At 33.1% G+C, this 18,598-nt stretch carries 15 protein-coding genes; all 15 read left to right on the forward strand.

The genetic code is table 11. The features are described from left to right. Positions 1 to 387: 387 nt before the first annotated feature. The 15 genes from mraZ (at position 388) to leuS (ending at position 18,563) form a co-directional block, all read left to right on the forward strand. Positions 388 to 816, forward strand: coding sequence for a division/cell wall cluster transcriptional repressor MraZ (gene mraZ, locus HMPREF2801_RS03975; protein ID WP_019124295.1), 429 nt, complete (start codon positions 388 to 390; stop codon positions 814 to 816). Further along, positions 816 to 1,754 (forward strand): 16S rRNA (cytosine(1402)-N(4))-methyltransferase RsmH, encoded by a 939-nt coding sequence (gene rsmH, locus HMPREF2801_RS03980; RefSeq protein ID WP_070610659.1) that lies wholly within the window; start codon positions 816 to 818, stop codon positions 1,752 to 1,754. The genes mraZ and rsmH overlap by 1 nt, the downstream gene beginning before the upstream one ends. Before the next feature lies 1 nt (position 1,755). After that, positions 1,756 to 2,163: a septum formation initiator family protein gene (locus HMPREF2801_RS03985; RefSeq protein WP_070610660.1), complete on the forward strand. Its 408-nt coding sequence runs from the start codon at positions 1,756 to 1,758 to the stop codon at positions 2,161 to 2,163. 10 nt (positions 2,164 to 2,173) lie between these two features. After that, complete coding sequence (locus tag HMPREF2801_RS03990; protein WP_070610661.1) at positions 2,174 to 4,636, forward strand: penicillin-binding transpeptidase domain-containing protein; 2,463 nt, start codon at positions 2,174 to 2,176, stop codon at positions 4,634 to 4,636. A 12-nt stretch (positions 4,637 to 4,648) separates the two neighbouring features. Beyond that, a complete protein-coding gene (gene mraY / locus HMPREF2801_RS03995) occupies positions 4,649 to 5,599 on the forward strand; it encodes a phospho-N-acetylmuramoyl-pentapeptide-transferase (protein WP_070610662.1) in 951 nt (316 codons plus the stop codon). Positions 5,600 to 5,608: 9 nt separating this feature from the next. Beyond that, complete coding sequence (murD, locus tag HMPREF2801_RS04000) at positions 5,609 to 6,928, forward strand: UDP-N-acetylmuramoyl-L-alanine--D-glutamate ligase (protein ID WP_070610663.1); 1,320 nt, start codon at positions 5,609 to 5,611, stop codon at positions 6,926 to 6,928. Beyond that, positions 6,929 to 8,041 carry an FtsW/RodA/SpoVE family cell cycle protein gene (locus HMPREF2801_RS04005; RefSeq protein WP_070610664.1) on the forward strand — a complete coding sequence of 371 codons (1,113 nt, stop codon included), beginning with the start codon at positions 6,929 to 6,931 and terminating at the stop codon, positions 8,039 to 8,041. Next, entirely contained in the window at positions 8,038 to 9,117 is a 1,080-nt protein-coding gene (murG, locus tag HMPREF2801_RS04010) for an undecaprenyldiphospho-muramoylpentapeptide beta-N-acetylglucosaminyltransferase (protein WP_070610665.1), read from the forward strand. Before HMPREF2801_RS04005 ends, murG begins: the two co-directional genes overlap by 4 nt. Before the next feature lie 4 nt (positions 9,118 to 9,121). Beyond that, positions 9,122 to 9,976: a cell division protein FtsQ/DivIB gene (locus HMPREF2801_RS04015; RefSeq protein ID WP_070610666.1), complete on the forward strand. Its 855-nt coding sequence runs from the start codon at positions 9,122 to 9,124 to the stop codon at positions 9,974 to 9,976. A gap of 117 nt (positions 9,977 to 10,093) precedes the next feature. Beyond that, entirely contained in the window at positions 10,094 to 11,182 is a 1,089-nt protein-coding gene (gene ftsZ, locus HMPREF2801_RS04020) for a cell division protein FtsZ (protein ID WP_070610667.1), read from the forward strand. A 348-nt stretch (positions 11,183 to 11,530) separates the two neighbouring features. Beyond that, on the forward strand, positions 11,531 to 12,781 hold the full coding sequence (gene gltS / locus HMPREF2801_RS04025; protein WP_070610668.1) for a sodium/glutamate symporter: 1,251 nt from the start codon (positions 11,531 to 11,533) through the stop codon (positions 12,779 to 12,781). A gap of 140 nt (positions 12,782 to 12,921) precedes the next feature. Further along, entirely contained in the window at positions 12,922 to 13,380 is a 459-nt protein-coding gene (nrdR, locus tag HMPREF2801_RS04030; protein ID WP_070610669.1) for a transcriptional regulator NrdR, read from the forward strand. 1 nt (position 13,381) lies between these two features. After that, positions 13,382 to 14,683 carry a replication-associated recombination protein A gene (locus HMPREF2801_RS04035; RefSeq protein WP_070610670.1) on the forward strand — a complete coding sequence of 434 codons (1,302 nt, stop codon included), beginning with the start codon at positions 13,382 to 13,384 and terminating at the stop codon, positions 14,681 to 14,683. A gap of 71 nt (positions 14,684 to 14,754) precedes the next feature. Then, positions 14,755 to 16,143 carry an asparagine--tRNA ligase gene (gene asnS, locus HMPREF2801_RS04040; protein ID WP_070610671.1) on the forward strand — a complete coding sequence of 463 codons (1,389 nt, stop codon included), beginning with the start codon at positions 14,755 to 14,757 and terminating at the stop codon, positions 16,141 to 16,143. An 8-nt stretch (positions 16,144 to 16,151) separates the two neighbouring features. Continuing rightward, positions 16,152 to 18,563 (forward strand): leucine--tRNA ligase, encoded by a 2,412-nt coding sequence (gene leuS, locus HMPREF2801_RS04045; protein WP_070610672.1) that lies wholly within the window; start codon positions 16,152 to 16,154, stop codon positions 18,561 to 18,563. Positions 18,564 to 18,598 lie beyond the last annotated feature (35 nt).

The raw sequence follows: 18,598 nt of genomic DNA on the forward strand, positions 1-18,598 counted from the left end.
TGTTAGTCCAACTTTTGGGGGTCAGTTCATAGAGATAGTCGATTTTTTTATGCTCATTTTTACAATTATTTTTAGGGGAAAAAGAGAATTTTTTAAAAAATATTTTTAAAAATTATTTTTGTGATTTTTTTATTTTCTAATTATAAAAAATAATCATAAAAATTTTTTTATTTTTAAATTATTAAATTCTAAAAAAATTTTAAAGCAGAAGAAAAATGTTTTTATAATAAAACAATTTTCTACATAAAATAAAAATTAGTGCCATTAGTCCTCATTTTTAAAAACTAATTAAAAGAGTAGAAAATGGCGACTTTATGTAGTAAAATTAACTTAAGTGGAGCGAAGTGGCATAAAAATCCATATAAGTGGAATAAAGTGGAGAATAAAATGTTAATAGGCGAATTTAGACATAACCTAGACCCAAAGGGCAGAATTACAATTCCATCAAAGTTTAGAGAGGACCTTTCTGTATTTGTAATGACGAAGGGTTTAGACGACTGCCTATTTTTATATCCAAAGGACCAATGGGAGAAGATTGAAAACAAATTAAAAGAGCTTCCAATGACTAATAAAGCTGTTCGTTCCTTTGTAAGAACATTTTTCTCTGGCGCAGTAGATTGTGTATTAGACAAGCAGGGGAGAGTCCTTATAGCAGAAAACTTAAGAGATTATGCAAATCTTGAAGATAAATGCGTAATTATAGGTCTTTCCAATCGTGCAGAAGTTTGGTCTGAAGAGAATTGGAATAGATATAATGAAGAGGAAGCACTTTCTTATGAAGAACTTGCTGAAAAGATGTCGGAGTTGGGAATATAATGGATTTTTCACATAAAAGCGTCCTTTTAAATGAAACAATTGAAGGATTAAATGTTAGAAAGGGAAAAATTTATCTCGACGGGACCCTTGGAGGAGCAGGTCACAGTTACGAAATCCTAAAAAAACTTGATGGCACTGGACTTTTAATTGGCATAGATCAAGACCAAGAGGCACTTAAGGCTGCAAGAGAGAGACTTTCTGGATTTAAAAATGTAGAATACTTTAATTTAAATTACATAGACTTTGAAAAAGCACTAGATGAGCTTGGTATTGAAAAGATTGACGGAGTCCTACTTGATATAGGCGTTTCATCCTATCAATTTGACAATCCAGAGAGAGGGTTTTCCTATAGGTTTGAGGCACCACTTGATATGAGAATGGATAAGAGTCTAGAAATTTCTGCCAAGGACATTGTAAATACATATAGTGAAGATGAAATCGCAGAAATTATTAGGGAATACGGCGAAGAAAAATGGGCTTCAAGAATTTCTAAATTTATTGTCCAAGAGAGAAAAAATAAAAAAATTGATACAACTTTTGAACTTGTTGAAATAATAAAAAATGCTATTCCTGCTGGTGCGAGGAGAAATGGTCCTCATCCTGCCAAGAGAACTTTCCAAGCCCTAAGGATTGAAGTAAATAAGGAACTTGATGTTCTTAATAATTCTATAGATAAATTTGTCCACAGATTAAATCCTGGTGGAAGAATTGCAATTATCACTTTTCATTCCCTTGAAGATAGAATTGTAAAAAATTCCTTTAAATATTTGGAAAAGGACTGTATATGTCCACCTACTTCTCCAATATGCACCTGCAATAAGAAGAGGGAAATAAAAATTATCACGAGAAAACCAATTACTGCAAGTGAAGAGGAATTAAGGGAAAATAACAGATCACACTCAGCAAAACTGCGAATTGCCGAAAAATTAGAGGTGTAAAATGGTAAAAAGATTAACTAAAATTTCAAATAAAAGTTATAATAGATATAAGAATCAACTTTTAAGTAATAAGCCTTTTATTTTTACTTTGGCAATTGTTATAATTATATTTGCTGCAATTTTGATTTTGTATTCACAAATAGCAGGACTAGATAGAGAAATTTTAAAGCAAAAGGCTGAAATTGATGAATTAAATAAAACTAAGATAACTCTTGTAGGTGAGATAAAAGCTGTAAAATCTTCAGCACAAATTGCTGAAGAAGCTATGTATAAACTTGGCATGGTCTATCCTTCTGAAGACCAAATAGTTTATATTGATTCTGGGGAAGAAAAGAAGCTTGGAGATATTAATTACAATGTTTTCTTAAGTCCCATTGTCTCAGTCCTCAGATCCTTTACAAGAGATTAGGAGGATATAATTGAAAAATAATAAATTTAAAGCTAGAGATAAGAAAAAGAAAGGTGGATTTACAAGGCACACTGATCATGCCAATAGATTCATATTTATATTTTTTATCTTTCTAGCTTTTTTATTTGTGGTACTAATAGCTAAGCTTTTGTACATACAAATTGTCCAATCAGAAGAATTAACTATTGCTGCCTTAAACCAACTTACTAGGACTGAAGTAATAAATTCTAATCGTGGAATAATTTACGACAGAAACAATAAAGAGATGGCTGTAAACATTACTAAGTGCAATGTTTATTACAACATGGATTATTTTAAGCAGGGTAGAGAAGAAAGTGATAAGGACTTTAAAGATAGAAAAGAAAAAATTTATGATGAAGATGCAGAGACTATATCAGAAATAACTGGTATAGAATTTGACGAAATAAAAGACCTTATGCAGGGCGACAAGGTTGTGAGAGTGGCTACTAATATTGATAGAACTAAGGCCATGCAGTTAAAGGATTTGAGAGCAGAAACTGTAAAAGAAAATCAAGGTAAAAAGAAGAATTTAAAATACAACTTGTTGCCAATTTCAATTGACGATGTTACAAGAAGACTCTATCCCTTTAACAACCTCGCCTCTTACATCATTGGTTTTACTAATGATGAAAATGTTGGTCAATACGGAATAGAAGCAAGTTACGATGAAGAACTTGCTGGAATTTCTGGCAAAAATGTTTCCTTAAAGGACAACGCACAAAATAAAATTCCGCTAACTGATGAAGAAACTTATGCACCTAAGGAAGGCTACTCTGTAGTTTTGTCCATCGATTCTAATATTCAACAGTTTGCAGAAACAGCTGCAGAAAATGCAAAGAAAGAGAATAAAGCAGACAAGGTATCGGTAATAGTGCAAGACACTATGACTGGTGAAATTTTGGCAATGACAACTAAGGAAGACTACAATCTAAATGATCCAAGAGCTCCTATTAATGAAAAACAGGAAAAGGAATGGAAAAATTTAGACGATGACGAGAAGATGGAGATCTTGTATGACAACTGGAGAGACTTCAATGTAAACGATCAGTATGAGCCAGGTTCTACTTTTAAACTTATAACTGCAGCAGCTGCCATTGAAGAGAACACTGCTCAACCTGATTCCCAATATTCTTGCCAAGGCGTCATGAAGGTAGGGGACAGAAGACTATCTTGTACAAGTCATACTAGGGGAATGAAAAGTCTTGCCAAGGCAATAGAAGAGTCCTGTAACATGACTATGATTCAAGTTGGTCAAGATTTGGGTCCAGAGAAGTTTTTAAAATACATTAAGGCCTTTGGCTTTGGAAGAAAAACTGGCATAGAACTTTATGGTGAGTCCTTAGGCCTTATACCAGCATCTGCTGATGGTATAGGAAAGGTAAAACTTGCCACAATGTCCTATGGTCACTCAATTGCAGTTTCTCCACTTCAACTAATAAATGCAGTAAGTGCAATTTCCAATGGTGGATTTTTAAATAAGCCAACACTGGTAAAAGAATTAGTTGATGCAAACGGAAATGTTATTGAAAAGAAGAGAACTGAACTTAGAAGAAGAGTGATTTCTGGAGAAACTTCTGACAAGATGAAGTACATGATGAAAAGAGTTGTGGATAATGGAACAGGAAAGCTTGCACAAGTTCCTGGTTATCAAGTAGGGGGCAAGTCTGGTACCGCAAATATTGCCACAACTACTGGCTACTTAGATGCCTACAATTCATCCTTCGTGGCGGTTGCACCGCTTAATGACCCAAGGCTAACTGTACTTGTAGTTATAAACAATCCTAAGGATGGAATCCTAGGCGGAGCTGTAGCTGCACCAGTTGTTCAAGAAATTTTAAGCAAGTCTTTAAATTATATGAAGATTCAAAAAACTGAAGAAGTTGATGAAAAGGAAGACTTTGTATCAGTTCCTAATGTAGAAGGATTACTCTTAGAAGATGCAGGAAAAATTTTACTTAAATCTGGACTTAGATTTAACACCAATGCCCATGGAGTGGAAAATTATTCTGTGGTCTTAAATCAAAATCCATCACCATCTTCTTATGTATTAAAAGACTCCATAGTGGATCTTGCTATTAATGATAGAGATAGCGGTATTTTAGTCATGCCTGACCTATCGAGAAAGACTAGAAAAGAAACTATATCTATTTTAAATTCTATGAATATAGAGTATAATATCAAAGGAAATGGCGACTTTATATCACAAAGTCCTAGAGCTGGCAAAAAAATAAGTGACGATGCGACTATTACTATTAATTACACAAAAATAAAGGATGAAGATCTTTTAGATGAAGAAGATTCTCAGGCTAATAATAGTGTCAAGGCAAATAATAAAAACTTAAAGGAAGAAAGCTCTAGTAAAAAGAAAAAATCTTTAAAAAATAATAAGGATACAAAGAACAAATCAAATAATAATGAAAATTCAGATAAAGGAAAAAGAAAAAAGGACTAGGACGGAAGTAATATGAATTATATTGTAAATGTATTGTTGGGATTAATTTTCTCACTGATTTTTGGGAGAATTTTTATTCCTATGTTAAAAAGATTGCACGCAGGTCAAAGTATAAGAGAAGATGGGCCCCAAAGTCACATGAAAAAAAGTGGCACACCAACTATTGGTGGACTTATATTTTTAGCTTCTGCAATAATCACAACTTTAGTCACTGGAAACTTTAAAGTATCTGTCTTAATGATACTTTTCTCAACACTAGCCTTTGGAGCAGTAGGCTTCATTGACGATTATATAAAGGTTGTGAAGAAGAGAAATCTAGGTCTTCGTGCCTACCAAAAACTTCTCTTACAAATTATTACTGCAGTAATCTTAATAATTTATCAATATAATTCGAAAAATATGGGGACAGACCTATACATTCCCTTCTTAAAAGATTACAGATCTATTGGAGTTTTTTATGTTCCCTTTATAATTTTTGTAATTGTAGGAACTGTAAATTCAGTAAATTTAACTGATGGCTTAGATGGACTTTCAACTAGCGTTACAATTATTTGTTTATTATTTTTTAATGTAGTTGCTGTAAAGTTTCAAAGATACGAAATAGCAGCCTTCTGCTTGGCACTTGCAGGTGCCTTAATGGGATTTTTGGTCTTCAACAAGTATCCAGCCAAGGTTTTTATGGGAGACACAGGGTCTCTGGCACTGGGTGGAGCAATTTCTGCAATTGCCCTTCTCTTAAATGTGCCCTTAATTCTTCCTATAGCAGGTGGAATATATTTTATAGAAACACTCTCAGTAATTATCCAAGTAGTAAGCTTTAAGACCAGGGGAAAGAGAGTATTTCTCATGTCACCACTTCACCATCATTTTGAACAAAAGGGTTGGCATGAGAAAAAGGTAGTTGCAGTATTTTCATTAGTTGAATTTATACTTTGTATAATTGCATATTTAATTTTATTTTAGGTGATAGACATGTTAGAAAACAAAAATATTCTTATAATGGGTTTTGGCGTAACGGGAAAGGCAACTTTAAAATTTTTAAAGGAATTTCCCTGCAAAATTTTTATTTACGACAGCAATTTAGATCTTCAAAAGTTAAATGTGGACGAAGATTTTATAATTTTTAAGGAAGAAGATTTAGATAAAATTGATTTAATAGTTAAAAGTCCAGGAATTTATCCCTTCCACGAACTTTTAGTAAAGGCTAGAGAAAAAAATATAGAAATTATTTCAGATATTGAACTAAGCTACAGAAATTTAAAAACAAACAATGTAGTTGCAGTAACTGGTACAAATGGAAAAACAACAACCACTACAATTATTGGCGATATTTTAAGAAGAAAGTCAAAAACCTTTGTCGTTGGTAATATAGGTAAGGGTATCTTAGAAATAACTGAAGAAGCAAAAAGTGATAACTATGTAGTTATTGAAGCTTCATCCTTCCAATTGGAGCACACAAAATTATTTAAGCCACATATTGCACTTTTAACTTATGTTACAAGTGACCACCTAGACTGGCACAAGACTACTCAAAATTATGTTGACGCAAAATTTAAAATTTTTGCCAATCAAGATGAAGATGACTTTGCAATTTTAAATTATGAAAATAAGGAACTTGCTGAAAATTATAATTTAAAGGGCAAAAAATACTATTTTTCAATGGAAAAAATTTCTGAAAGAGGAGCCTTCCTTGATAAGGGAAAAATTTATTTTAATGACGGCGAAAATACAGAAGAAATTTTAGATGTCAAGGAAATAAAAATCCCTGGAGATCATAATATTAAAAATATTATGGCTGCCATTATTGCAAGCAAACTTTTAAATATTGATACAGAAACTATAAAAACGAGCATTATATCCTTTACTGGCGTTGAACACAGAATTGAGTTTGTAAGAGAATTAGGTGGAGTAAAATATTACAACGACTCCAAGGGAACTAACCCTGACTCAACTGAAGTTGCAGTTGCAGCCATGGATGGGGATGTAATCCTTATAGCAGGTGGCTATGATAAGGGCGCAAGCTTTGATGATTTAATTGAAAAATCTAAAAATAAATTAAAAACAGTAATTTTATTTGGTGAAACTGCAGAAAAATTTTCAAATTCTTGCAAAAAATCAGAGGTTGAATTTTATATTGTAAAGGATTTAAACAAGGCTGTTGAACTTGCAAAGAAATTATCTTCTAGTGGAGATGATGTACTTTTATCTCCTGCATGTGCATCCTGGGACATGTACAGTGATTATGAAGTGAGAGGAAGACACTTTAAAGATTTAGTTAGAGAGTTGGTATAGATGAAACTAAAAAGGGACATGAAAGATGTGGATTTAGTGCTTTTAATTACCATGATTCTTTTAATAGTAATTGGTTTAATAGCAGTAACATCAGCATCTTTTCCCACTGCAAAAAAATACAATTTAAATAGTTTCCACTATCTAATTAGGCAGGGAGTATTCCTTATCCTGGGAATTATTGCCATGGTCTTTATAATTAGGGTGCCAAGAGGAGTAATATATAAAAATATTACTTGGCTTTTTATTTTAAGTGTTATATTAGTTTTATTACTTTGGACTCCACTGGGTTCAGCCAAAAAAGGGCAAGCTAGGTGGATTGACCTTAAAGTTATTCCTTTAAAGTTTCAACCTTCAGACCTACTTAAATTAACTTCAATTGTATTTTTGTCAAAATATCTATCCAAAAATATTTACACACTTAAAGAAGCCAGGACTTTTATCACTGCAGTTGCTATAATGGGTGTATCAGTAGGACCGATTATGATCAAGGACTTTTCTACTGCAGTAGTAATTGGAGTGTCTCTATTTGCCATCCTATTAGCTGCCGGAATAGACAAGAAGCAGTTTCTGTTTCTGGTGGTCTTGGGTATTATCTTTATATATTTAATTTTAAAGGATCCAGATAATGAATTTAGGATAAAGAGAATTTTGGGCTTTGTATCTGACTCAACAGATTATCAGTCCAGAGACTTATACCAAGCTAGACAATCACTTTATGCCTTTGCCCTTGGAGGATATTCAGGCGTTGGGCTTTTTAGGTCCCGTCAAAAATACACGAACCTTCCTGAAGCATACACTGACTTTATTTTTTCAGTTTTTGCAGAAGAGTTTGGTTTTATTGGAACTTTTATAATTATCTTACTTTTTATAGTTTATATTTATAGAGGTTATATGATTGCCTATAAGGCGACAAATTATTTTGATAAATTTACAGCAATTGGCATGACAACCTACGTTGGCATACAGGCATTTTTCAACATGGGAGTATGTGCAAAACTCCTTCCCGTTACGGGAATTACGCTGCCATTTATATCCTATGGGGGAACTGCACTGGTAATGGCAATTGCATCTACGGCAATTTTACTTAAAATTTCGAAAGAAGGCACTATATGAAATATATTTTATCTGGTGGCGGAACTGGAGGGCACATTTATCCTGCCCTTGCCATTGGGGAAGAAATAAAAAAACAAGACAAAGAGGCAAAAATTTTATATGTGGGCAAGAAAAATTCCCTAGAGGAAGAGCTTGCAAAGAAATATAATTTTGATTTTGAGGGAATTGATATTTCTGGACTTCCAAGAAAAAAACTAAATAAGGACACTGTTATAACTTTTTACAATTTGATGAAGGGTTTGAAACAGTGCACAAAAATTTTAGATGACTTTAAGCCAGATATTGTAATTGGAACTGGTGGCTATGTTTGTGCGCCAATTGTTTTTAAGGCACAACAAAAAAAGATTAAGACGGCAATCCAAGAGCAGAATGCTTATCCAGGAAAAACTAATAAAATTTTGGCAAAAAAGGCAGACTATGTCTTTATAAATTTCATGGAAGCTAAAAAATATTTAAGCAATGAAAATATTATTTTTACAGGAAATCCAATTAGAGATGTTTTTTCTCACCTTGACAGAAAAAAATCAAGAGATGAATTAAAAATAGGTGACTATGAAAAATTTGTATTTTCCTTTGGGGGAAGTGGTGGACAAGAATCCACTAATGATGCAATTTTAGAAATTTTAAATAAAAAGGAAAAACTTCCCTTTAAGCTCACTCATGTAACTGGAAGAGATCACTATGATTACTTTATGGAAAAACTTGGTGAAGTTCCTGAAGGTGTAGAAATTTTAGACTACACCCATAAAGTTTATGACTATCTCTCTAGTGCAGATCTAGTAATCGCATCTTCATCAGCCATGACCTTGGCAGAGATTTCTGCGATTGGTATAGCATCAATTCTAATACCAAAGGCTTACACTGCAGGAAATCATCAATACTACAATGCCATGAGCTATAGCAATATGGGTGCAAGTTCAGTTATTGAAGAAGAAAATCTAAAGGGAGAAAGTCTTTTAAAGGCAATAGAAAAAATATTAAATAACGATGAGGAAAGAAAATTAATGGCAGAAAACTCTAAGAAGTTGGCAAGCCCAGATGCAGTTAAAAAAATAGTTGATATAATTTTAAAGTGATTTTATGAAAAAGCAGGAAAAGAAAAAAAGAAAACTGAATAAGAAAAGAAAATATTTTAGGATTTTTATTAGGTTTTTTATATTTTTTTCCTTCATTTTTTTATTAATTTTTGCACTGAAAAATTCTAATCTATTTAAAATAAAAAATGTTACAATTGATGGAAATAAAAATGTATCCAGTGCCACAATAAAAAAGGTTGCAGGTCTTAATAGGGGAGGCAAGTATTTTGTCATTTCAAAAAAGGATAGGCTAGAAAAAATAAAGTCCATTCCTTACATAAATGATGCCAAAATATCCTATAGCATCACTGGAAATGTGAAATTGAATGTTACTGAGAGAACGCCCTACTATCAAATTGAGTCCAATGATTATCTTATTGTAGATGAAGATTTTAGAATTATAAAAAATTCTAAGAAAAAATCCGACAATTTAGTTAATTTATCAGGCTTTAATGCAGATGACCCCAAGGCTGGAAATTATATTTTGACCAACAAAGAAGATGAAGAGAAGAGAGATCTTCTCCTTGAATTAAAAAAAGATGAATACTCTCTTCGTGGAAACATAAGAGATATTGAACTTTTAGACTCAATAGCAACCTTTACCACAGTTGGCGGAATAAAAATTGAGTTTGGCTCCTATAGCAATACTGCCTATAAATTAAGGATGTTATCATTAATTTTAGATGACATAAAGAAAACCGACAAAAATGCCATTATTATTCAAATGGAAAAGGGTGAAAGCCCAATTTTAATAACAGATGGCGAAGAAAGCAAAAGCAAAAATAATAATAAAAACAAAAAAGATGATTATAATTCTGAAAATAAGGAAAAAAGTTATAGGGAAAAGGAAAAAAATTAGTAAAAATTCAAATAAAAGTCAGCAAATGACCTTTATATATTGACTATTTACAAGTATTTCTATAAAATAATAGTAATGAATATAAAAACAATCAAATAGTATATGAGGAGGATGTTTATGTTGGAATTCGATATGGACCAAGACGAATTTGCCAAAATTAAAGTAGTTGGCGTTGGTGGCGGCGGAAATAATGCTGTCAATAGAATGATTAGCGCTGGTGTAAAGGGTGTAGAATTTTTAGTATTTAACACTGATAAGCAAGCACTTAAAAATTCACTTGCAGAAAACAAAATTCAACTTGGTGAAAAAATTACTAAGGGTCTTGGAGCAGGCGCAAATCCTGAAGTAGGAGAACAAGCAGCAGAAGAATCAATTGATGAAATTAGAGAAGCTCTTGAAGGTGCCGATATGGTATTTATCACTGCAGGAATGGGTGGAGGTACTGGTACTGGTGCAGCTCCTGTTATAGCTGATGTTGCTAAAGAATTAGGTCTACTTACAGTTGGCGTTGTTACAAAACCATTTACATTTGAAGGTAGAAAAAGAGCAAAATCTGCCGAAATAGGAATAAATTCTCTAAAGGGAAAAGTTGATACTCTAGTTATAATTCCAAATGACAGACTTCTAAGCATTTCAGACAAGAAGACTAGCTTCTCACAAGCTTTTGAAATGGCAGACGACATTTTAAAACAAGGTATTCAAGGTATTTCAGATTTAATTTCTGTACCAAACTTAATTAACCTTGACTTTGCCGATGTTAAGACAATTATGTATGATAAGGGCATTGCTCACATGGGTATTGGCCGCGCATCAGGTGATGAAAGAGCTACAGAAGCAGCTAAACTTGCAATTAATTCTCCTCTACTAGAAACTTCTATTGAAGGAGCAAAATCTGTTCTATTAAATATCACTGCAGGATCAGACCTTGGTATATTTGAAGTTAATGAAGCAGCTGATTTAATTAGGGACTGTGTATCTGAAGATGCAAATATTATCTTCGGTGCAGGAATTGACGAATCACTTAAGGATGAAGTTAAGATTACAGTTATTGCAACTGAATTTGATCAATACAAAGACGAAAAGAAAGATAAAAAAGAAAAGAAAGTTGAAATGCCAGGAACTCCTATTGGAACAATTGGCGAAGACGATGAAGAAGACAATGGAGAACTTAAAATTCCTTCTTTCTTGAGAATTAACAGAAAATAATTTTGTAATTTCATAATATAACGAATTGGACATTGGAGACAATGTCCTTTTTTAATTTATATCTTTAAAAGTTTACAGCGATGACTAGAAGAAAATCGTTTTTATAAAAATTTTTTAGTTTTTAAAAAATTTTATTTAAAAATAGTAATTAATAAAAATGTATATTTTATTAGTTTAGAAGGATAAAACAGTTACTAATTGATACAAAAAAATATATTTTTTTCTTTAAATTTTAAAATTAATAAATAAAAGTTAAACAAGTAGTAAAAATTTTCAAGACTACTTTTTATTTAAAAAATTTTTGTTATAATATAATCTGCTAGAAAAAAAAGGGGGAATTTTTTAAAGATGAACATATCATTCAATTTAATGCAAACGGTAGGCTTTGCTATAATAGTTTACTACATAGGCAAGTTTTTAAGACAAAAGATTAGTTTCTTTCAAAAGTTTTGTGTGCCAGCACCAGTAATTGGCGGATTTTTATTTGCAATAATAAGATTTTTATTACAAGTTGGTGGCATAGCAACTTTTGAATTTGATCAAGCTCTACAAAACCCATTTATGATGGTATTCTTTACAGCAATAGGTGTTGGGGCAGACCTTGACACTTTGAAAAAGGGTGGAAAGGGATTCTTAATTTTCTGGTTAATATCAGCAATTTTAGTTTTAGGACAAAATACAATTGGTATTGTACTTGCTAAGGCTCTTTCAGAAAATCCATTACTTGGACTAGTATGTGGTTCAGTTACAATGGTAGGCGGACATGGTTCAGCAGGTGCTTGGGGAGGTACTTTTGCTAAGCTAGGTTTAGATAACGCAAAGACTTTTGCTCTTGCAGCTGCAACATTTGGTGTAATTATGGGTTCCCTAATTGGTGGACCTATAGGTTCAACTCTTATTAGAAAACACAATCTATCTGGAAACAAAAAGGATGCATCTAATCTTGACGATGTGCTAGAACATCTTGAAGAAAACAATGCAGGAGAAGGCTATGAAAGAGTAGTTCCTCTTCAAGCAGGGGACTTCATAAAAGTTCTTGGATTAATTTTTGTATCTGTAGGCTTAGGAGCTATCTTACAAGAATTTATTAGAACTCATGTATCTATCATGGGCAAGGAATTAAACTTACCAGCTTATGTAACATCAATGATTATTGCAGGTATTTTCGTAAACACTATTGGTAAAAAGGGACCTTTAATGGTTAACCAAAGAGCCAATTCAATTTGCGGAGATGTTGGACTAAATGTATTCTTGGTAATGGCATTAATTGACATCAACTTACTTGACTTAAAAGATGTTGCAGGACATATGCTTATAATTTTATTTGCACAAACTTTATTTATGGCACTATTTGCTTACTTTGTAACTTATTGGGCAATGGGTAAAAATTATGATGCAGCAGTACTCTCTGGTGGTATTTGTGGATTTGGTATGGGTGCAACTTATAACGCCCTTGCTAACATGGATTCAATCACTGAAAGATTTGGTCCATCACCAAGAGCATACTTCATTCTACCAATGGTAGGAGCTTTTGCAATTGATATTACAAATTCAATTTTTATCACAATTTTCTTAAATATTGCACAAAGTATTTCATAAAAATGAATTTTTTTAGACCGAGCACCCTGTGTTCGGTTTTTTTATTGCTCAGCTATCTATGATTAATTGATTAAAAGATTTTTAAGTGATATTATTAATTCAAAGGTTCCAAGGGACCTTATTTAAATGAGGTGAAGACTATGAAATGTCCCTTCTGCGGATATGATGATTCAAAAGTTTTAGACACTAGACCTACTGATGAAGGTTATACAATAAGAAGAAGGCGTGAGTGTTTAAAATGTCAAAAAAGATTTACAACTTATGAAAAAATTGAACAATCTCCAGTTATGGTTATAAAAGAAGATGGCAACAGGCAAGCCTTTGATCGCGACAAGATCGTTAGAGGAATGATAAAGTCCTGCGAAAAGAGACCTGTGTCTGCTGATGAAATTGAAGAAGCAGTTAACAACATTGAAAAGAAAATAGAAAACTCCATGAGAAGAGAAATAACTTCTCTTGAAATTGGGGAAATGGTAATGGACGAGCTAAAGGACTTAGATGAAGTTTCCTATGTTAGATTTGCATCAGTTTATAGGGAATTTAAAGATCTCCAATCCTTTGTAGACGAGCTTGAAAATTTTGTAAAAAAGAAGAATTAAAATGGATTTATTCGAACTTAGCATGCAAAAAAATTTAAGGAGAGAAGCGCCCCTTGCCGACAGGATGAGACCGAGAAATTTAGATGAATTTGTGGGTCAAGACCATGTAATTGGTCAGGGGAAATATCTGTCAAGGCTAATAAAGAGCGACAGACTTTCTTCTATTTTATTTTATGGACCGCCTGGAGTTGGAAAGACAACTTTGGCAGAAATAATTGCAAAGACCACAAATAAAAGTTTTATAAAACTTTCTGCTGTCACTTCAAACTTAAAAGAGCTTCGTGAAGTTTTGAAAAAAGCTGAAGACTCAATGAAGTTTCACAACATCTCTACTATTGTTTTTATTGACGAGATTCATAGGTTTAATAAGACTCAGCAAGATGCCCTTCTGCCCTTTGTGGAAAGAGGAGTCATTACTTTAATTGGAGCCACAACAGAAAATCCCTACTTTGAAGTCAATAGAGCCCTCTTATCTAGGATGCAAATTATAAATTTACTTCCACTGGAAGATAAGGACCTCTATAAAATGCTTGACATGGCAATAAGTGACAAGGAAAGAGGCTTTGGCAATAAAAATGTAGAGATTACAGATCTTGCCAAAAAAATTCTCATCAAAAATTCCAATGGAGATGGAAGGTATTTATTAAACAGTTTAGAAATTGCAATTTTATCCACTGATGAAGTTGGTGGAAAAATTTTTGTAGACGAAAATGTAATTGCAAATTCGCTTTTGATTAAAAATATAAAGTACGACAAGGATAATAACGAGCATTATGACACAATCTCTGCTTTTATAAAGTCTATGAGGGGGTCTGATCCTGATGCAGCCCTAATATATCTTGCCAAGATGCTTGAAGGTGGAGAAGACATAAAATTTATAGCAAGAAGGCTTATGATTTTTGCATCAGAAGATGTGGGAAATGCAAATCCTCAGGCAATGGTCATGGCTTCAGCTTGCTTTAACAGCATTAATGCAGTTGGAATGCCAGAAGCGAGAATAATTTTGGCACAAATGGTAACCTACCTTGCATCTTCAGAAAAATCAAATGCATCCTACCTTGGAATAAATAAGGCTCTGGAAGATGTGAAAAATGAAAATAATATAAATATACCAAAGAACATTAGGGATAAACACAACCCTCAAAATGAAACTGATGAAAAATATTTATATCCCCACAATTATGAAGGCTCTTATGTAGACCAAAAGTACATGCCAGATAATTTTCTTGGCAAAAAATATTATGAACCCAAAGATATTGGCTACGAAAAAAATATTAAGAACTACCTTGACACTTTGAAGTGAGTAAAATTGACAAATGTGGGATTTAATTATATACTTAAACATTATGTAAGGAATACAAATTAGGAGGAATTATGTCAATTAGCATTAGAGATATTTTTAAAAATCCAGAAGATTTTTTAGATAAAGAAATAGTATTAAGTGGTTGGATAAAGACAAGTAGAGCTTCAAAAAATTTTGGCTTTATTGAGCTCACAGATGGAACAGCTTTTAAGCCAATTCAAGTAGTTTATGGCAAGGAACTAGATAATTTTGATGAAATTGAAAAATATCCAATTTCTTCATCACTAGAAGTTACTGGAAAGATTGTTAAGTCACCAGGAAAAAATCAATCCTTTGAACTACAAGCAAATAAAATTGTTGCAATTTGTTCATCTGACCCATCTTATCCTCTTCAAAAGAAGAGACATACAATGGAATATTTGAGGACAATAGCCCATCTTCGTCCAAGAGCAAACACTTTTAATGCTGTTTTTAGAGTTAGGTCACTAATTGCCTATGCAATTCACAAATTTTTCCAAGAAAAGGGATTTGTTTATGTTCACGCTCCAATAATTACAACATCTGATGCTGAAGGCGCAGGAGAAATGTTCCAAGTTACAACTCTTGACCTTGCTGGACTAGCAAAGGCAAATCCAACAGAAGTTGATTATTCTAAGGACTTCTTCAACAAAATGACTCACCTAACTGTATCAGGTCAACTTGAAGCTGAAGCCTTTGCAGAAGCCTTCAAAAATATTTACACTTTTGGACCTACATTTAGAGCCGAAAATTCTAATACACAAAGACACGCTGCTGAATTTTGGATGATTGAACCGGAAATGGCCTTTGCAGACTTAAATGTAAACATGGACATTTCAGAAGAAATGTTAAAGTACATCATTTCATATGTACTTGAAAATGCACCACAAGAAATGGAATTCTTTAACAACTTCATCGACAAGGGTCTATTAGAAAGACTTCACAATGTAGTTGAAAATGAATTTGCAAGAATAACTTACACAGAAGCTATTGAAATTCTTGAAAAAGCTGACAGAGAATTTAACTATCCAGTAAGTTGGGGGATTGACCTTCAAACTGAACACGAAAGATATATAACAGAAGAAGTTTTCAAAAAACCAGTTTTTGTAACAGATTATCCAAAGGAAATAAAAGCCTTCTATATGTATGAAAATGAAGACAAAAAAACCGTTGCAGCAATGGACCTTCTAGTACCTGGAGTTGGTGAAATCATTGGAGGAAGCCAAAGGGAACACAGACTTGATGTCCTTGAAGAAAAAATGAAAAATATTGGCATGAATATGGATACTTACGACTGGTATCTTGATCTTAGAAGATATGGCTCTGTAGTCCACTCAGGTTACGGACTAGGCTTTGAAAGAGCTGTTATGTATATAACTGGAATGAAGAACATTAGAGATGTGATTCCATTCCCAAGAACTGTTGGAAATGCTGAATTTTAGGAGATAATATGAATAAATATACACCAAGTGAAATAGAAAAAAAGTGGCAAGACTTTTGGGATGAACATGAATCTTTTGTTTGTGAAAATAATTCTGACAAAGAAAAATTCTACGCCCTTGTAGAGTTCCCTTATCCATCTGGACAAGGACTTCATGTAGGACATCCAAGACCTTATACAGCTCTTGATATTATTTCTAGAATGAAGAGAATGCAAGGATACAATGTTCTATATCCAATGGGCTGGGATGCCTTTGGTCTTCCAACTGAAAATTATGCAATAAAAAATAAAATTCACCCTGCTATAGTTACAAAAAATAACATTGCTCACTTTAAGGAACAATTAAAGTCAATTGGATTTTCCTTTGACTGGTCAAGAGAAATTAACACAACTGATCCAGAATATTACAAGTGGACACAATGGATTTTCTTACAATTATATAAACATGGACTTGCCTACAAAAAAGAAATGCCAATAAACTGGTGTCCTTCCTGCAAAGTTGGACTTTCTAACGAAGAAGTTGTAGGTGGCAAATGTGAAAGATGTGGCGAAGAAGTTGTAAGAAGAGTTAAGAGCCAATGGATGTTAAAAATCACTGAATATGCAGATAGACTTATTAATGACCTTGACGATTTAGACTTCATAGAAAGAGTTGTAACACAACAAAAAAATTGGATTGGAAGAAGTGAAGGGGCAAGCATAAACTTCTCACTAAAGGATTATGATGAAAAGCTTGAAGTTTTCACTACTAGACCAGATACAATTTACGGTGCAACTTATATGGTAATTGCGCCTGAACATCCATTAATTGAAAACCACGCAGATAAAATTGAAAATTTAGATGAAATAAATGCTTATAAAAAAGAATGCGCTAAGAAAAGTGAATTCGAAAGAACTGAACTGGAAAAGAACAAAACTGGTGTAGAAATTAAGGGAATTAAGGCAATAAATCCTCTTACAAATAAAGAAATACCAATTTGGATCTCAGATTATGTTCTTATGACTTACGGAACTGGGGCAATCATGGCAGTTCCTGCTCATGACGACCGTGACTACGAATTTGCCAAGAAGTTTTCCTTAGAAATCATTCCAGTAATTGAAGGTTCAGATGTAAGTGAAAAGGCAAACACTGAAACTTCTACAGGCAAAATGATTAATTCAGGAATTTTAAATGGTCTTGAAGTTAAGGATGCCATTGCTAAGATGATTAACTATCTTGAAGAAAATAAGCTCGGCGACAGAAAGATAAATTATAAGTTAAGGGACTGGGTATTCTCAAGACAAAGATATTGGGGAGAACCAATTCCAATAGTTCACTGCGAAAAATGTGGTTATGTCGCTCTTCCAGAAGAAGAACTTCCACTTTTACTTCCAGATGTTGAAAATTATGAGCCAACAGATTCTGGTGAATCACCACTTGCTAAGATGACTGATTGGGTTAATACAACTTGTCCAAAGTGTGGTGGACCTGCAAAAAGAGAAACTGATACAATGCCACAATGGGCTGGTTCATCTTGGTACTTCTTGAGATACACTGACCCACACAATGATAAAGAGCTTGCAAGCAAAGAAGCCCTTGAATATTGGACTCCTGTAGACTGGTACAATGGTGGAATGGAACATACTACACTTCACTTATTATATTCAAGATTTTGGCACAAATTCTTGTATGACATTGGAGTAGTTCCAACTAAAGAACCTTATCAAAAGAGAACATCTCACGGCATGATTCTTGGTGGCAACAACGAAAAAATGTCTAAATCAAGAGGCAATGTTGTAAATCCAGATGACATTGTAAGAGACTATGGTGCCGATACATTAAGATGCTATGAAATGTTTATTGGTGACTTTGAAAAGCCAGTTCCATGGTCAGAAAACGGCGTTAAGGGCTGTAGAAGATTCTTAGAAAGAGTTTGGAATTTACAAAGCCTAGTTGTTGATGGCAATGAATACACAGAAGATTTAGCATCTGAAATCCACAAGACTATTAAAAAAGTCACTGAAGATTATGCAAACTTAAAGGCAAATACAGCCATTGCACAACTTATGACACTTTCAAATGAATTTAGTTCTGCTGGAAAAATCACAAAAGAAGATTTTAGAACTTTCTTAATTTTATTAAATCCAGTTGCTCCACATATAACAGAAGAATTGTGGCAAGCCTGCGACTTAGGTGGAATTCTTTCTGAACAAGTTTGGCCTAAGTACGACGAAAAAATGACTATTGACGATGAAATTGAAATCCCAGTTCAATTTAATGGCAAGGTTAGATATACAGTTAAAATTGTAAGAGATGCATCACAAGAAGAAGCCTTTGAAGTTGCAGAAAAGGATGAACTTTTTGCAAAAAACACTGAAGGAAAGAAAGTTGTAAAGAAAATTTATATTCCAAATAAGATTGTAAATATAGTTGTAAAATAAAATTGAAAAGCACTTTATAGTGCTTTTCGTTCTTT

It is taken from the genome of Peptoniphilus sp. HMSC062D09 (genome assembly GCF_001811425.1).
GTDB lineage: Bacteria > Bacillota > Clostridia > Tissierellales > Peptoniphilaceae > Peptoniphilus_A.

Excerpts from the sequence above, each read along its gene's own strand:
- mraZ (WP_019124295.1), top strand. The coding sequence starts at position 388 with ATGTTAATAGGCGAATTTAGACATAACCTAGACCCAAAGGGCAGAATT.
- rsmH (WP_070610659.1), top strand. The coding sequence starts at position 816 with ATGGATTTTTCACATAAAAGCGTCCTTTTAAATGAAACAATTGAAGGA.
- HMPREF2801_RS03985 (WP_070610660.1), top strand. The coding sequence starts at position 1,756 with ATGGTAAAAAGATTAACTAAAATTTCAAATAAAAGTTATAATAGATAT.
- mraY (WP_070610662.1), top strand. The coding sequence starts at position 4,649 with ATGAATTATATTGTAAATGTATTGTTGGGATTAATTTTCTCACTGATT.
- murD (WP_070610663.1), top strand. The coding sequence starts at position 5,609 with ATGTTAGAAAACAAAAATATTCTTATAATGGGTTTTGGCGTAACGGGA.
- HMPREF2801_RS04005 (WP_070610664.1), top strand. The coding sequence starts at position 6,929 with ATGAAACTAAAAAGGGACATGAAAGATGTGGATTTAGTGCTTTTAATT.
- murG (WP_070610665.1), top strand. The coding sequence starts at position 8,038 with ATGAAATATATTTTATCTGGTGGCGGAACTGGAGGGCACATTTATCCT.
- HMPREF2801_RS04015 (WP_070610666.1), top strand. The coding sequence starts at position 9,122 with ATGAAAAAGCAGGAAAAGAAAAAAAGAAAACTGAATAAGAAAAGAAAA.
- ftsZ (WP_070610667.1), top strand. The coding sequence starts at position 10,094 with ATGTTGGAATTCGATATGGACCAAGACGAATTTGCCAAAATTAAAGTA.
- gltS (WP_070610668.1), top strand. The coding sequence starts at position 11,531 with ATGAACATATCATTCAATTTAATGCAAACGGTAGGCTTTGCTATAATA.
- nrdR (WP_070610669.1), top strand. The coding sequence starts at position 12,922 with ATGAAATGTCCCTTCTGCGGATATGATGATTCAAAAGTTTTAGACACT.
- HMPREF2801_RS04035 (WP_070610670.1), top strand. The coding sequence starts at position 13,382 with ATGGATTTATTCGAACTTAGCATGCAAAAAAATTTAAGGAGAGAAGCG.
- asnS (WP_070610671.1), top strand. The coding sequence starts at position 14,755 with ATGTCAATTAGCATTAGAGATATTTTTAAAAATCCAGAAGATTTTTTA.
- leuS (WP_070610672.1), top strand. The coding sequence starts at position 16,152 with ATGAATAAATATACACCAAGTGAAATAGAAAAAAAGTGGCAAGACTTT.